10 protein-coding genes, 3 pseudogenes and 1 riboswitch are annotated in these 16,532 nt (G+C 40.0%); of the genes and pseudogenes, 11 read left to right on the forward strand and 2 right to left on the reverse strand.

The window, feature by feature from the left end:
* Positions 1 to 71: 71 nt before the first annotated feature.
* Positions 72 to 1,985: pseudogene (locus J7I96_RS23615) on the forward strand (ATP-dependent DNA helicase).
* 130 nt (positions 1,986 to 2,115) lie between these two features.
* Entirely contained in the window at positions 2,116 to 3,627 is a 1,512-nt protein-coding gene (locus tag J7I96_RS23620) for a carboxypeptidase M32 (protein ID WP_214771965.1), read from the forward strand.
* Positions 3,628 to 3,753: 126 nt separating this feature from the next.
* On the opposite strand, the pseudogene J7I96_RS28165 reads toward J7I96_RS23620, so the two are convergent.
* Positions 3,754 to 4,065 (reverse strand): annotated as a pseudogene (locus tag J7I96_RS28165) (transposase); the annotation flags it as partial.
* Positions 4,066 to 4,602: 537 nt separating this feature from the next.
* Positions 4,603 to 4,704, forward strand: a riboswitch (purine riboswitch).
* A 160-nt stretch (positions 4,705 to 4,864) separates the two neighbouring features.
* Here J7I96_RS28165 and J7I96_RS23625 point away from each other — a divergent pair.
* From J7I96_RS23625 to J7I96_RS23665, 9 genes are all read left to right on the forward strand, one after another.
* Positions 4,865 to 5,464 carry a xanthine phosphoribosyltransferase gene (locus tag J7I96_RS23625; protein ID WP_096337561.1) on the forward strand — a complete coding sequence of 200 codons (600 nt, stop codon included), beginning with the start codon at positions 4,865 to 4,867 and terminating at the stop codon, positions 5,462 to 5,464.
* A complete protein-coding gene (locus J7I96_RS23630) occupies positions 5,457 to 6,770 on the forward strand; it encodes a nucleobase:cation symporter-2 family protein (protein ID WP_214771963.1) in 1,314 nt (437 codons plus the stop codon). The genes J7I96_RS23625 and J7I96_RS23630 overlap by 8 nt, the downstream gene beginning before the upstream one ends.
* Positions 6,771 to 7,597: 827 nt before the next feature.
* The gene (locus J7I96_RS23635) at positions 7,598 to 8,686 is read left to right on the forward strand and encodes a type III polyketide synthase (protein WP_214771961.1); all 1,089 of its coding nucleotides are present in this window, start codon (positions 7,598 to 7,600) and stop codon (positions 8,684 to 8,686) included.
* Positions 8,686 to 9,216, forward strand: a complete 531-nt coding sequence (locus tag J7I96_RS23640) for an isoprenylcysteine carboxyl methyltransferase family protein (RefSeq protein ID WP_214771959.1) — start codon at positions 8,686 to 8,688, stop codon at positions 9,214 to 9,216. Before J7I96_RS23635 ends, J7I96_RS23640 begins: the two co-directional genes overlap by 1 nt.
* A 147-nt stretch (positions 9,217 to 9,363) precedes the next feature.
* Positions 9,364 to 9,528: a hypothetical protein gene (locus J7I96_RS23645; protein WP_202315735.1), complete on the forward strand. Its 165-nt coding sequence runs from the start codon at positions 9,364 to 9,366 to the stop codon at positions 9,526 to 9,528.
* 189 nt (positions 9,529 to 9,717) lie between these two features.
* A complete protein-coding gene (locus J7I96_RS23650) occupies positions 9,718 to 13,431 on the forward strand; it encodes a dynamin family protein (protein WP_214771958.1) in 3,714 nt (1,237 codons plus the stop codon).
* Between the two features lie 15 nt (positions 13,432 to 13,446).
* Entirely contained in the window at positions 13,447 to 14,208 is a 762-nt protein-coding gene (locus J7I96_RS23655) for a nucleotidyltransferase domain-containing protein (protein ID WP_214771957.1), read from the forward strand.
* An 11-nt stretch (positions 14,209 to 14,219) separates the two neighbouring features.
* Positions 14,220 to 15,047, forward strand: a complete 828-nt coding sequence (locus J7I96_RS23660; protein ID WP_214771956.1) for a sulfurtransferase — start codon at positions 14,220 to 14,222, stop codon at positions 15,045 to 15,047.
* An 85-nt stretch (positions 15,048 to 15,132) separates the two neighbouring features.
* Positions 15,133 to 16,008, forward strand: a complete 876-nt coding sequence (locus tag J7I96_RS23665) for a 5'-3' exonuclease (protein ID WP_053535539.1) — start codon at positions 15,133 to 15,135, stop codon at positions 16,006 to 16,008.
* A 97-nt stretch (positions 16,009 to 16,105) separates the two neighbouring features.
* Here the strand turns inward: J7I96_RS23665 and J7I96_RS28170 are convergent.
* A pseudogene (locus J7I96_RS28170) lies at positions 16,106 to 16,295 on the reverse strand (transposase); the annotation flags it as partial.
* Positions 16,296 to 16,532: the final 237 nt, after the last annotated feature.

Here is a 16,532-nt window from a genome sequence, read left to right on the forward strand (position 1 = left end):
AATATACTTTTGCCTAAGATTATAATGATTCGGATTCTATACACTGATGATAGATAAAAGGGGAGACCAGGATGCTTAAAACACTGCCTTTTTCGGTAACAAAGGAAGATTCTTTTTACGATAAGCTTTCAGAATGGATCGGTGATGTCTTTTACGATATTCTTCCCGAAAAAGGATTTGAGCTGCGTGACGAACAAATATTCATGGCATTTCAGTTAGAAAAAGCCTTTAAGGAAAAGAATGTAAGTTTTGCTGAAGCAGGGGTAGGGACCGGTAAGACATTGGTCTATTTACTATATGCGATTTGTTATGCGAGATATACGAATAAACCGGCCATTATTTCGTGTGCAGATGAAACGTTGATTGAACAACTTGTCAAAGAGGAAGGCGACATCTAAAAAATCAAGAATGCTTTAGGTATTGAAGTGGATGTTCGGCTTGCCAAATATCACGATCAATATGTATGTCTAAAGAAGTTGGAATACGCAGTGAATCATGAAGATTCAGAGGGAATAGATCAGCTATATGATGAACTTCCCAAGTTTGTCCATGATAATTCATCCATGAACGCCTATACAGCATATGGGGACCGTAAACAGTACCCATATTTAAATGATGAAGACTGGTCTAAAGTTGGCTGGGACCAACTCCAAAACTGTTTCACTTGTGATAAACGCCATCGATGCGGGCAAACCCTATCACGGGACCACTATCGAAAATCAAGTGATTTGATCATTTGTTCACATGACTTCTTCATGGAGCATGTATGGACTAAGGAAAAGCGTAAGCGTGAAGGACAGTTGCCATTGCTGCCAGATCATAGCTGCGTTGTCTTTGATGAAGGTCACTTATTGGAATTTGCCGCTCAAAAGGCTTTAACTTATAAAGTTGGGGAACAAACCCTTGCCTCGGTTTTAGAATTGCTTACAGCCAATCAGGTTCGTGAAGAAACCTTATACATCATTGAGGATTTAATTGATATCAATGAAGAATTTTTTGATTTGTTGGATGAAAAAGCGATACATGTCAGCGGATCTAATCGTTATGAAATCCCAATGTCCAAAGAAATTACAAGCTTTGCCCATAAGCTTCACAAAAAGGTTGAGGAGTTAGAAGAGAACCTGGTTTTTGAAGCGGAAATGTACACGATCAATGATTATGATTTAAAAGTGACGGAAGAATATTTAGAGCAGCTGGGCTACTCCCTTTCTCTATTTGTAAAGGATGAACAGGCCGTTTCCTGGTTTGAAGAAAATGAAATGACCAAAACATTGGTCATCATGCCAAGGCTCGTACAGGATATTTTGTCTGAACAGGTATTCTCTAAAAAAATCCCTTACATTTTTTCATCGGCAACATTATCGGATAATAAATCCTTCCAATACATTGCCGATAGTTTAGGGATAGAAAAGTATGACAGCTTCTCGGTTGAATCACCGTTTGATTACGATGAAGTCATGAAAATGAACATGCCTGCCTTCGAAAACGGAGATCAATTGGCTAAACTTCAATATACGATGAAGACAATTGAGGAAAATGAAGGTCGAACACTCGTGTTGTTCCAGTCAAAAGAAGAATTGCATTGGTTCAAGGAAAACTGCCCAATATCTTCTTATCCATTTTATTTTGAAGGGGAAGCGGAAATCAGCGAGCTGGTTAAGAAGTTCCAAGAGAATGAGCAATCTGTTCTTTTCTCCTATCATTTATGGGAAGGGCTTGATGTTCCAGGGCCATCATTACAAAATGTTGTGATACACTCCCTGCCATTCCCGCCGCGCGATCCAGTTTTCGAGGCCAAACGCAACTCGGTTACCGACGCATTTGAAGAAGTGGATCTTCCATACATGCTCCTTCGCTTGCGCCAGGGAATAGGGCGTTTGATCAGGACGAGCAATGATTCGGGGACAGTCCAGATTTTGATTGATAAGGATCTTTCGGAGCAGGTGAAAGAGAAGATTATATCCATTCTTCCTGTTACGCTTTAACTCAAGTCTATCCAAAAAAGAGCCAAGGTGCCCCTTGGTTCTTTTTTATTTTAATTTATTAATCGGAGTGGTTCTGATAGGAATGATTTTTGTATAATATGGTAAAGTGTAGTTGGAAGGAGCAGTGATTATGGTTAAAAAGGGTATCGATCTGGTAGAAAAAGAGTTCAAAGAATATGTAAAGAAAATCTCGGCGTATAATGAAGCACTCGCGTTAATTTTTTGGGATTTGCGCACAGGTGCACCGAAAAAGGGAGTTGAGCAGCGTTCCGAAGTTATCGGGGTGCTTTCCTCCGAAGTGTTTAATATGACCACAAGTAAAGAAATGGAATCCTTCATTGCAGAACTTTCGAAGGAGCCTCTTAATGAAACGACTAATAAAATGGTGCAAGAGTGTAAGAAAGATTTTGAAAGGAATAAGAAAATTCCTGCAAACGAATATAAGGAATTCGTCATTTTACAATCGCGGTCTGAAAGTGCATGGGAAGAGGCAAGGGAAAAAGCAGATTTTTCTTTATTTCAACCTTATCTGGAGCAAATTGTAGCGTATACCCGCAGGTTTGTAGAATACTGGGGATATGAAGGGACGAAATATAATACCCTTTTGGATATGTATGAACCAGGCATGACTGTAGATGTACTTGACAGCGTATTCAGTGAGCTTCGGTCGAGGATCGTTCCTTTGGTAAAACAGATTGCAAAGAGCGAACATAGACCTGAAACAGAGTTTCTTTATAAAGAATTTCCAAAAGAAAAACAGCATCAACTCAACTTGGAAATTCTAAAACAGCTAGGATACGATTTCAAGGCTGGCAGGCTGGATGAAACGGTTCACCCTTTCGAAATTAGAATAAATAGGGGAGATGTCCGGGTGACGACCCGATACGATGAAAATGATTTTAGAGGGGCAATCTTTGGTACCATTCATGAATGTGGACATGCCATTTATGAACAGAATATCGCCAATGAGTTAATTGGAACACTTCTTGATTCCGGGACATCCATGGGGATCCATGAATCACAATCTTTATTTTTCGAAAACTTCATTGGACGGAACCATAGCTTCTGGAAAAATAAATTCTCCTTATTAAAAGAATATGCCCCCGAACAATTCAATGACGTGACACTGGATGAATTTTACCGGGGCATTAACGAATCGAAACCATCGTTCATCCGTATTGAGGCAGATGAACTGACGTATCCTCTACATATAATGATTCGGTATGAACTGGAAAAGGCTCTTTTTAATGGAGAACTTGAAGTGAAGGATTTACCGGAAGTCTGGAATGAAAAGTATAAGGATTATTTGGGGATTGTTCCTGAAAATGATGCCATGGGCGTGTTGCAAGATGTACACTGGGCAGATGGCAGCTTTGGTTATTTCCCTTCTTATGCATTGGGCTATATGTATGCAGCTCAAATCAAGCAAGCGATGCTTAAAGATTTGCCTGATTTTGATGGACTGTTGGAAGCGGGGGATATTGCGCCAATCAGGGAATGGCTTAATGAAAAGATACATAAATATGGAAAAACAAAAAAACCTTTGGAGATTTTGAAAGAAACGACAGGGGAAGGCCTGAATGTTCAGTATTTAATAAAGTATCTTGAAGATAAATATAAAGAAGTTTATAAAATCAAATGAATCAAAGGACTTGCATTAAATGTCAAGGCCTTCTCAGTTTGTAATTCCCTTTACATTTCCGCCTGAAATTAAGAGATTGGGGCTCTTCAAGCCCACTAGGTTAGGCCATTTTTGGACCTTACTATGTCCAATTGGCCATCTTTTTTTAAGTAATCCAGCGAAAAAAGTAAGCATCGCCTGCATCTACAATCTTTAAGTCCCCTTAAAGTAGTCCACTGCTTTTTCATCTGCGAATACACGCTCAATCGTTTCTTTACGTTTCGCATATATAGTTTTTCATCTAAATGAAGAGGCAGATGATCTGCCTCTTCCACATATGTTTGCCAGATAGGCCGTGTCACCACTTTTTGATATTCTTTTTGTACACTGTGATAAAGATGAGGATGTTGCACAGATGTGTTTTGGCGATTTGTACCCACGATAGCCCTCTTTATATGTTAAGGAGTCATTAATAGCTTAGCCAAAGGTCAGTTTAAACTGAATACCTATCATTCACCAAATCATAAATGGAAAAGAAGTCAATGGCAGCCTTCATTTCACGAATCTAATGGTTCGCTGGCACTAGTTGATTTAAAGTAATCATTTTCAGTTAATTTCGCTGAATAGAATCATGCTTTATAGGCAATAGGATTCTAAAAGTTAAAACAAAGTTGAACGGAAGATGCGAGACTCCTGTGGGAAAAGCGCCAGGGGAGACCCCGCAGGCGCAAAGGCGACGAGGGTGGTCCGCCCGCCGAAAGCGAGTACTGTAGAGGAACTCAACGGTACAAACCATAAAAGGGCATGTGCAAAATCCAAATGTTATTTGAAGTGGGAGCGATGTTTTTTCTTTATAGGTAAATCCATGTCATTTAGGTTTAGTGATTTCACAATATTCTATTAATACGAATGATGAATTATTTTTTTTATTGAAAGTTCGGTTTTTAACAAAAATAACTTTTCAAATAGAGTCAGCGTTGTTATAATTCATATATTAATAAAATATTAAGCTTCACTCGTATAATAGCAGGGATATGGCCTGCAAGTTTCTACCGGATTACCGTAAATAATTCGACTATGGGTGAGTAATAGATCTTGTTGCATATTGAAGGCTTTTGCTGATTCATTTTCATTCATGCCCAAGAAGTATTGCTTCACTCCAAAAAAGTGCCGCAATGTTTCTTGGGCTTTTTTATATGCCTGGAAACAATTGCATAGATTATGGGTCAATAAACATCCAAGATTGGGAGGAACCTTCATGCAACTTTTAAAGGATAAAATTTTGTCCGAGGGTCAAGCTTTATCAGAAGATATTTTAAAAGTAGATTCATTTTTAAATCATCAAATGGATCCTATATTAATGAAAGAAATTGGTAAAGAATTCGTAAAACGTTTCGAACAAAAGGAAATAACGAAAGTGCTGACAATTGAATCTTCTGGCATTGGACCTGGTTTGATGGCTGCGCTGGAATTGGAAGTTCCGCTCATTTTTGCCCGTAAACGTAAATCACTTACTTTAACAAATGATTTAGTAACGGCGTCCGTTCATTCCTTTACAAAAAAAGAAACCAATACCATTACGGTTTCCAATAAATATATTGAAGCCGGAGATAAGGTTTTGATCATCGATGACTTCCTTGCTGTCGGACAGGCAGCCCGGGGGTTGGTGGAAATCTGTAAGCAGGTTGGAGCAGAAGTGGCCGGAATCGGCATCGTGATTGAAAAAGCATTCCAAAGCGGTGGTAAGGATCTTAGGGAACAAGGTTTTCAAGTGGAATCACTTGCACGGATTGCTGAGTTGAAATTCGGGGAGATAACGTTTGCTGAGGAAAAGGAAGGAGAAGCCGTTAATGTCTAGTCAATCACCATTAAAAGTTGCTTCATTAGGATTACAACATGTTCTTGCCATGTATGCCGGTGCAGTCGTCATTCCATTGATAGTCGGTGGGGCGCTGGGATTGACTGCAGCGCAGTTAACTTATTTAGTTTCGATAGACATTTTGATGTGCGGGATAGCAACTTTATTGCAAGTATGGAAAAATAAATTCTTTGGAATTGGGCTTCCGGTCGTCCTGGGCTGCACATTTACAGCAGTTAGCCCGATGATTGCAATTGGTACGCAATATGGAATCAACTCCATTTATGGATCTATTTTGGCGTCAGGATTGATCGTCATTATCATTAGTAAGTTTTTCGGAAAACTGGCAAGGTTCTTCCCGCCCATTGTCACTGGATCGGTCGTTTTGATTATTGGCATTACGCTCATTCCTGTTGCCATCAACAACCTTGGTGGAGGCCAAGGAGCTGCTGATTTCGGAGACTTGAATAATGTAGCTCTTGGATTCGGAACTTTGTTATTCATTATATTCATGTATAAATTCTCATCAGGATTCGTACGCTCCATCTCTATTTTATTGGGGCTGTTAGTAGGAACATTTGCAGCCTTCTTCCTTGGGAAAGTGGACTTTAGCTCGGTTGCCAGTGCCACTTGGCTGCATATGCCTCATTTTTTCTACTTTGGAACCCCGACATTCAACGTCACGGCAATCATTACAATGACATTGGTGGCGATTGTCAGCTTGGTGGAATCGACTGGTGTTTATTATGCTCTTGGTGAAATCACGGACAAAGAAATTTCAGAAGACGATCTGGCTCGCGGATATCGTTCTGAAGGACTTGCCATCATGATTGGCGGTTTGTTCAATGCTTTTCCGTATACAGCTTTTTCACAAAATGTCGGCTTGATTCAATTGTCAGGCATTAAAACAAGAAATGTCATATTCACAACGGCTGGCATTCTTATTTTCATAGGTTTTGTTCCAAAAATCGGTGCATTCACGACAATTATCCCTTCATCCGTGCTTGGCGGTGCAATGGTGGCGATGTTCGGGATGGTAATTGCCGCTGGAATTAAGATGTTGAGCAAAGTTGATTTTGCTTCTCAAGAAAATTTATTGATCATCGCTTGTTCAGTAGGGATGGGACTAGGGGTGACCGTCGTTCCTGAGCTATTTGCGCAAATTCCGGAAAGCTTTCAAATCTTAACGGAAAACGGTATTGTTGCCGGAAGTTTGACAGCCATATTCTTGAATATCGTCTTTAACATCATCCCTACAAAAGGGAAAGTGAAGGAAGCCCGTATTGAAGGGCAAAATGTAGCCTGATTAAAATAGATTCTATACTCTTGATAGATTCACCCATTTACATGCCCAAAATCCTCAGGTGAAGAGGATTTTGGGCATTTTTTGGCAGAAGCATATCATTGATAATGAATTTAGAGTTTTGTCAGATAAAAGGAAACTCTCTTCACTTTTTGAATATATTGATAGTATATGTTCAGGAAAGTAGTGATAGGGATGGAGAAAAAATATTGTATTCATTGCCGGACCATACTTAGCCAGGAGTATAGGTGCAGTGTGTGTGGAAAAGAGGAGTTTCAAAACATCATTATACAAGTGCAAAATCAATCTTCAGTAAAGAAAGACGACTGAAAGCGCCCCCTTACCAAATTATAGGTAAGGGGGTTTTATTATATCGTGTATACATTTCGATTATTAAGGTGAAAGGTACCTCGCCATTTTTTCGCCATTGCCCATAATGACGTGGGAGGTGTAATATCAATGCTTTGTCTAAAGAGGCGGTAACATTACCGGCAAGCATGCTGCCGAATTCTGCTGCAAAGGATTCAAACATGATTTCACCGTTTTACTCATCCCATCCGTTGGTTCCCTCGATCTTTACTCCATTATTCCTTTCTCTTTGGACATTCAAAAGCCGAACCTCATAAGTCAGCCTTTCGTACAGGAATCCATTAGCGTCCTTATCTGCATGAAAGGTGATATTCGTGGCAGATTTTCCTCCACTTGTATTGTTGTATTTTCTATTGTATGGAAATTATTAAATGCCTATACATATCACCATTTAGCTATAAAGCATAATTGGTATCATGGTGGGTATATTAACCATATCATGAATATTTAGGGGTGGAATCATGCCGTATTTATTATCTGCATCTCATGTAAAGCTGCCACATTTGCTTTCGCAAGAAAAAATCATGGAATTTTCGAGAGAAATATTTGGAGCATCATTTAAGAATATAGAACGGTTACTAAAGGCCTTTAAGAATGGACAAGTGGAAAATCGATATTTTTCAAATGATCTCGATTGGTTTAAAGAGGATCATTCTTTTGCCGATCGAAATGATTTATATATACAGCAGGCAATCAAATTTGGGAAAGAAGCTATAGAAAAATGCTTAGCCAACAAAGAATTTTTAAAAGAAGGACTGCAGGCAAACGAGCTAGATGCTTTCTTCTTTATCTCAAGCACGGGGATTGCCACCCCGACCATTGATGCCAGGATAATGAATGAACTTACATTTAACCCGCATGCTAAAAGGATTCCGATTTGGGGGCTTGGCTGTGCAGGGGGAGCGAGTGGCCTATCACGTGCTTTTGAATATTGCCAAGCATACCCGACTGCGAAGGTGATTGTTTTAAGCGTGGAGTTATGCAGTCTGACATTTCAAAGGAATGATATCTCTAAAAGCAATTTAATTGGGACTTCCCTATTTTCCGACGGAGTAAGCTGTGTTTTGGTTTGTGGTGATGAAGTGCCGAGTGTTCGGTTCTCAAAAAAAGTAAGACATTTGCAATTTTTGGATTCGCAATCGACGCTTATGCCGGATTCATTGGATGTAATGGGGTGGGATGTTAAAGATCAAGGGTTATACGTGATTTTTTCGAAAGATATCCCTACAATCATCAAGGATTGGCTTAAACCGAATGTTCAAGAGTTCTTAATGGAAAATGGATTCGATCTAAACGATGTAAAAGATTTCATCGCTCATCCTGGAGGCAAGAAAGTAATTGATGCTTATCACGAAGCCCTCGGGTTCGATGAAAGCATGACGGCAGAGTCAATGAGCGTATTGCGTGAATTCGGCAATATGTCCTCAGCAACTATTTTGTACGTTCTGGAGAGGTTCATGCAGCGGGGCGGGAATAAAGGTGAGGTGGGCCTGGCTGCTGCATTGGGGCCTGGGTTTTCATCTGAACTTGTGTTAATGAGGTGGAAGTGATGATCTTCGCCATTTTCATTATCTTGATCGCTATACAGCGCCTTGTTGAATTATATATCGCCAAACAAAATGAAAAACAGTTGAAAGCTGGGGGAGCAATAGAATACGGTGAGTCCCATTACAAATGGATGGTTCTGATGCATCTTAGTTTTTTTATTGTTCTCATTATTGAAGTGGTCGGTCTTGAAATGGATATATCTGGACTTTGGCCAATTTGGCTGCCCTTTTTTCTAATTGCGCAGTCAGGAAGGATTTGGGTAATCCGTTCATTGGGAAAACATTGGAATACAAAAATCATAGTGGTTCCTGATGCCGATGTGGTCATTAAAGGTCCTTATAAATTTTTCAAACATCCGAACTATATCATAGTGGCAACTGAGATTTTAGTTATTTCCTTATTATTCAATGCATATTATACTGCTATCATCTTTAGTTTATTGAATGTTTGGATGATGACGGTAAGAATCCCACTGGAAGAGAAGGCATTAAAGGAACATACGGAATATTCTACGGTTTTTAAGGGAGAATAATAAAAAAATTTAATTACTTATTGAAAATGATTATCGTTCGTGATAAGATTCTAAATGAAGATGAAAATTATTCTCATTCGGATTTCAATCAGTTATTTTAACTAAAAACTAAAAACTAAAAGCTAATCAATATAAAAGAGGATGGTGTTGGTAATGGTTTGGGTATTCATTTTATTGACAATCGCTACATATGGTTTTGTGATGAAACATGTATTGAATAATATACAAAAACCGGCAAAGGCAGTAAAACCTTATACCGAGTCACCGATGGAAAACCGAGCTGCTTTTAACCCCACCCCAACAACCAGGTAAACATCCTGGTTTTTTTTTTTGCGTTTTTAATAATATGATCAAACTGAGCGAATCCACCAATTGGTGGTTTTTTTTTGAACATGGCCTGTAATGAATCATATAGTAAAATAAAGCTGACGGTATGAATAATAAACGAAATCGTTTACAATAAGATTATCAAAATGACGATAGATTAAGGGGTATGGATTCATGATTCAAGAAACGTTAAAGCAACAGTCCAAATTGGGGATTTTGACTGCCATGTATGAGAAATTTCAATCGGCAGGTGATACAGGCAATGCAGATAAAATGAAACAGTTAATTATGAAAGTGAATAAAGAGGAGTTCATCATCGCTTTTTGCGGGCATTTTTCAGCGGGGAAATCTAGTATGATCAACTTTTTCCTGGGTGATCAAGTATTGCCTTCAAGTCCGATTCCAACAAGTGCAAATACGGTAAAAGTACAAAAAGGGGAAGACTATGCCAAAGTCTTTTACCATCATCAGCCACCAGTCTTATTTCCTGCACCTTATGACTTTAAAGAGGTCAAGAAATTTGCCAAGGATGGAGATTCTGTATCGGCAATAACGATAAGTTCCAATGATTTTTCACTGCCGGATTCATGTGCGATCATGGATACGCCAGGAATCGATTCGACAGACGATGCACATAGAGTTTCTACGGAATCTGCCTTGCATCTAGCTGATGTCGTCTTTTATGTCATGGACTACAATCACGTCCAATCAGAAGTGAACTTCCTATTCACGAAAGAATTGTTGGAGGCTGAAAAACCGACATATTTAATTATCAATATGATCGATAAGCATGATGAGAATGAGCTTGGCTTTCAAGACTTCAAGCTTTCCGTTTCTGAAGCTTTTGCGAACTGGAATGTATATCCTGATGGTATTTTTTATACATCCGTAAGAGACTTGAACAATACCGAAAATGAAATAGAAGTGGTCAAGCAATTCATATATGAAATGGCGGGCAAAGGTTTAAATGATGGGAAAGATGCCATCATGCAATCGGCTAATGCTCTTGTCGAAAGACATCTTAATTGGCTGAAGGAGCAGTATGAAGAGGAACATGCCGATGCTTTCGAAGTATTATCAGAACTTCCTCATGAAGAACGGATACACCTGACGAATCAGGTGGACAGCCTATTGAAAGAAAAAAAATCATTGACTGGACGCATAGAGGAAATCAAGGTCCAGTATGCCGATGCATTGGAAACCATTTTAAAAGGCGCATACATCATGCCGGCGGCAACACGGGACTTAGGTAAATCATTCTTGGAATCGGCCCAGCCGGACTTTAAAATGGGTCTATTATTTGCCAAGAAAAAAACGGATGCCGAACGTGAGGCACGTATTAAGGCGTTCTTGAGCGATCTACAAGAAAAGGTAAAAACCCAGCTTGAATGGCATCTTAAAGAACTGGCGGTTAAAACGCTTAATCAAGCGGAAATCCATGATTCAACACTTGAAAGTAAGGCTCAGGTGCTTCAGATCGAGGTAACGGAATCTTACATAAAAAACTCTTTGAAGCCTCAAGTCGATATTACGGGTGAATACGTTTTAAACTATACGAATGATTTAGCATCAGCCATTAAAAAGAAAGCACGTGATGTATCAGAAGGATTTTTGAATGATATGGTTACCGTTATGGAAGGAATTGTGGAACGGCAGTCTATCTCCATCGATAAGGAACTTGAAGGTTTTTCGGAATTTGCGGAAGCTCTTAAAGTTACTGCTGCGATGAACGCGGAAATCGAGTACCAAACGGAACGTTTAGATGCCATTGCCCATCAAACTGAATCATTGGTCGATGAGCGTGAAATCGATATGCTGTTAACTCAATGGAATGAAGAGGAAAAAAATATTACAGTCAAAATCATGACAACCGATAAAGTAAGTAATTCAAGGTCTGTCAACGAACAATCTGTAAGTGATCATGTTAAAGAACTCAAGGAAGCTGTACCTTCCGTGACTGTTTCTTCATCTGATGCTACTGATTTACGCGGAAAAGAAAAGCTGATGGAGACTGCAGCGAGTTTAAAACAGGCGGCCGGGCTGATCCAACCTCTGAGAGGGTTTCAATCGCTTTATAAAGAATTGAAAGAGAAGGCAAATCGCTTGGAACAACAGACGTTCACGGTTGCCCTCTTCGGTGCATTCAGTGCGGGTAAATCTTCCTTTGCCAATGCTTTGATGGGAGAAAGCGTCCTTCCTGTCTCACCAAATCCGACAACTGCCGCAATCAACAAAATCATGTCTTCGGACGCTGAGCATCCACATGGAACGGCAACCGTCAAATTAAAGACAGAAGCGATGCTGTTGGAAGATGTAAGCCTGGCATTGGCAGCTTTTGATAAATCGGCAAAAACTCTGGATGAAGCACTTCAACTAGCAGGGCAAATCATTGCGAAGGCAGGGGAAGTTGATAAGGGTAAAACGCACTTATCGTTTCTTAGGGCGTTTCATCAAGGGCTTCCCGAGTACCAAAATGATTTAGGAAATGTGGTTACGGTAGACCTTGAAGGATTTAAACGGTTTGCTGCGGAAGAGTCCAAGTCATGTCTTGTTGATCTGATCGAATTGCGTTATGACTGTGAAATGACAAAGCAGGGGATGGTCCTTGTTGACACACCTGGGGCCGATTCGATTAATGCACGCCATACTGGAGCAGCTTTCGAATATATTAAGAATTCGGACGCCATCCTATTCGTGACTTATTATAATCATCCATTTTCCCGGGCAGACAGGGAGTTCCTGATACAGCTTGGACGTGTGAAAGATTCTTTCGCTATGGATAAGATGTTTTTCATCGTCAATGCAGTCGACCTGGCACAAACGACTGACGAATTGGACGAAGTGATGGATTATGTCACAGATCAATTGAATGGATTCGGTATCCGTTTTCCAAAACTGTTCCCGCTTACGAGTAAGGGGGCGTTGATGGAAAAACAAACGCCTGGTTCGTTTAAGCATTCATTCCTTCCTAATAGCGGAATCATGGAATTCCAAGGCCAATTCGATTCTTTCATAGAAAACGATTTAACTGGACTTGCGATTGAATCGGCTCAAGCGGCTGTAAAAAGAACCGAAGAATTGCTACGAGATGTAATTACAGCTTCCAGACAGGATGAGAAAGCGAAACGAAAAGCCCTGGAGACACTTTCTCATGAGTCACAGGCCATTTCAGAACTCCTTTCAGTCATTAAAGGGGATGCCGAAAAGCAACGGTTGAAAAAAGAGATAGACGAATTGACTTTCTATAGTAAACAACGGGTCTTCTTCCGGTTTAATGATTTCTTCAAAGAATCGTTCAATCCAGCTGTTTTAAAAGATGATGGAGGCGATCTGAAAATTGTCCTCAAGCAATCGATGAAGAACTTATTGGATGCGTTAGGCTTTGACCTTGCCCAGGAAATGCGGGCAACGGCTTTAAGGACGGAAATGTTCGTAAATAAATTACTGAATGAGAAACAGGGCAGTTTGCTTCAGCAGATGCAAAAAATAAGAAGAACCCTTTCATTACAGCCATATGAACCCAATGAGAGGGAATCCCTTGAATTCACTGGAGCTTTTGCCCAATTGGATACAGGGGAATTCAAAAAGGAATTGTCATTATTCAAGAATCCAAAATCTTTCTTTGAAAAGAATGAAAAAGCGAAAATGAGTGAAGGTCTTCAGAAGCGTTTGGATGAACCTGCCCTTATATATGCAAAAGAACAGAGTGAGCGGATTTTCGAAATGTATAATGAAGTCCTCGATCAAGAGCTACTCGCGATTCAAAAAGAGTTTAAGATGGAAGTATCGGATATCTTTGCAGGTTTACGTGCAGCATTGGAGGAAACGGTTGATTTACCGTATTATGAAAATGCTGTAGCGGAATTGGCTAAAATGCATTCGAAATAGAAACGGGGTTCATTCATGAAAGAAAACCTTATTTCACGCTTGAGATACCTGGAAAAGAATGAGGATATAACCATATTGATGGCTGCTGTTACTGGCAGCCATTCTTTTGGTTTATCATCGGTCCAATCGGATTACGATGTTCGGTTTATATATGTTCATAATGATAAGCGATCATACTTGAGCTTGAGTCAGCCAGTTGAGGTCATTCAAGTGAAAGAAGGCCTATTTGATATGGAAGGCTGGGATCTCTTTAAATCATCCCGACTTACCTTAAAGAGTAACCCTGCTCTATTTGAATTGTTTCAGTCACCTATCAGGTTGATAACCCATCCGGATTATGATAGGAAGATGACTGGTTTGATAGCGGATTGCTATTCCAAAAAGGCACTGGGGCACCATTACTATCGGATGATGAGCGACAATCTTCAACAAGTGACAAAAACAAGGGGTTCCGAAAGAAAAGAGCTAAAAATATGGGTACAAGTATACCGCTCGTATTTAGCCCTTGAATATATCATCCAACGGGGTTCGCTGCCACCATTATCGGTATGGGAATTACTTGATTCGGTTTCAACGGATCAAGGAATGAAAAACAGGATGACCCGGATATTTAAAGCAAAACAAATGGAAGAATGTATAAGCAACGATGAAGGTGAAAATAATCTTTCGCTGATAGAAGGGAAATCACTTTCCATAAAGAATGAGATAACTAAGCTACATCAAGGGAAGAACATGGAAATGGAACTTAATGAATTAATTTGGGCCATTTTGGAATAGGGGGATATGAGATGAGTTTTATAATCGATAAAGAAGAGCTGTTGCCGTTGTTGAATTCCAGGGATATCAGGATTTGTGACTGCCGCTTTCAACTAGGCTCTCCTGATGCAGGGTATAATGATTACAAGAAAGACCATATTTCAGGCGCTGTTTATTTCGATCTTGAAAAGGACTTGTCTGGTCAGGTTCAAGAGCATGGCGGAAGACATCCTCTCCCTGACCTGGAAACCATTAAAGGTAAACTGGAATCAAGTGGAATCACCAACGATACTGTACTTATCGCTTATGATGGCGGGGAAGGTTCTTTTGCTTCCAGGTTTGTCTGGTTGCTAAGCTACCTTGGGCATCAGAAAGTCTTTGTCCTGAACGGGGGATATCGCGCCTGGAGGGATGCGGGCTATCCGATTGACTCGATTCAAATGAATTATATGCCAACCGAATATCATATCGATATAAATGAGCACGTTTTTGCATCTTTTCGAGAAGTGAAGGATTACACTTTGAATAGACCTGACGATATCGTATTAATGGATTCACGAGAATCTAAGCGCTACGAGGGAATCGAGGAACCAATTGATAAAAAAGCCGGCCATATACCTGGTGCAATAAATAAGGTTTGGACGAACGTTCTGGAAAATGGCTATTTTAAAAAGAAGGAAGATCTTCAGTCGAATTTCACAAGCATCGGTGAAGATAAGGAAATCATTGTGTACTGCGGTTCAGGTGTGACGGCCTCACCCAATTATATCGCCCTGAAAGAAGCGGGCTTTAAAGATGTGAAGATTTATATTGGCAGTTTCAGTGACTGGATCTCGTATGATGATAATCCAATTGAATAATATTTTTTCCAATTAAACAATCCTTAAAAAAAGGGACAGTTATGTTAAAATGGAAGTACATCATGATAGAGGTGATAATGTGTTAATGAAAGAAAATGAGCAGCATCCATCCTTTATGCTTGTCGATGGAATGGCGCTTCTATTTAGAGCTTTTTATGCAACGGCCGTTACTGGTCAATTCATGATTAACTCCAAAGGCATCCCGACAAATGCCGTTCAAGGTTTTTTGAAGCATATGCTGACGGCGGTGAATCACTTTTCACCCAGTCATGTAGCGGTATGTTGGGATATGGGCAGCAAGACTTTCAGAAATGAATTATTTGATGGATACAAGGCGAATCGATCAGAAGCTCCAGTCGAAATGATTCCTCAATTCGACTTAGCGAAAAAAGCGGTTGAAGCATTCGATATCCCTAACATAGGACTCTCTGGTTATGAGGCGGATGACTGTATCGGGACAATTGCCAAAGCATCTGCACAGCATAGCCGAGTGGGTATATTGACTGGCGACCAAGATATGCTTCAGTTAATAGATGAAAACATTTCCGTACTATTGTTAAAAAAAGGGTATGGTAACTATGAGGTGCATAATCCCGATAGCTTTTTTGAGTGGAAAGGGATTACACCAAGGCAAATGATCGATTTAAAGGCTTTAATGGGTGATACAGCTGATAACTATCCCGGGGTTAAAGGAATTGGGGAGAAGACAGCATTGAAATTATTGATACAGTATCAAAGTATCGAAGGCATTCTTGAAAATGTTGCTTCATTGACGAATGGGCAACGGGCTAAAATTGAATCCGCTGTCGATATGCTTCATTTATCCAGAAAGCTAGCAGAAATAAAATGTGATGTACCAATTTCATGTCCTTTGGACGATGCGGTCTATCAGTATGATCGCGAAAAGGTCAAAAATCTGGCTAGGGATCATGAATTCAGGACTTTACTGCGAATGATCTAATCAAAAAAGAGGAGCTCCCACATGGGAGCCCCCTTTTGGAATTCCCTTTAAATTTTCGCCTGAATTTAAGAGATTGGGGCTCTACTAGCCCACTATGTTAGACCATTTTGGAACTTGCCATTAAACGATTGGCCACCTTCTTTAAATTAATGCCAGCGAAAGTTAGCATCGCCTGAATCGACAATTTTTTAAGAACCCCCTTAAAGCAGTCCAATGCATATCATGCTTTTCTTTTGAATCTCCGAATACACGTTCAATCTTTAATTGCTTTTCGCATATATAGGTTTTACAGCTTGATGTTGACGAGATGATACATCACCTTAAGTTTCTAATAGGTGAAACAAAGTTGATTGGAACGGAAGGTACGAGACCCCTGCTTAGAAAAGTGCGTCGAAGGGAGACCCCGCAGGCATTTGCGCCGAGGAGGCTCCCGGACCGCCCACGGAAAGCGAGTGCCCTACGTTCCAATCAACGTTCAAATTGTACAGTCTGGGACCTTCCTAATGGGAGGTCCTTTATTTTGT

The organism is Bacillus sp. ISL-78 (assembly GCF_018613455.1).
GTDB lineage: Bacteria > Bacillota > Bacilli > Bacillales > DSM-1321 > Peribacillus > Peribacillus frigoritolerans.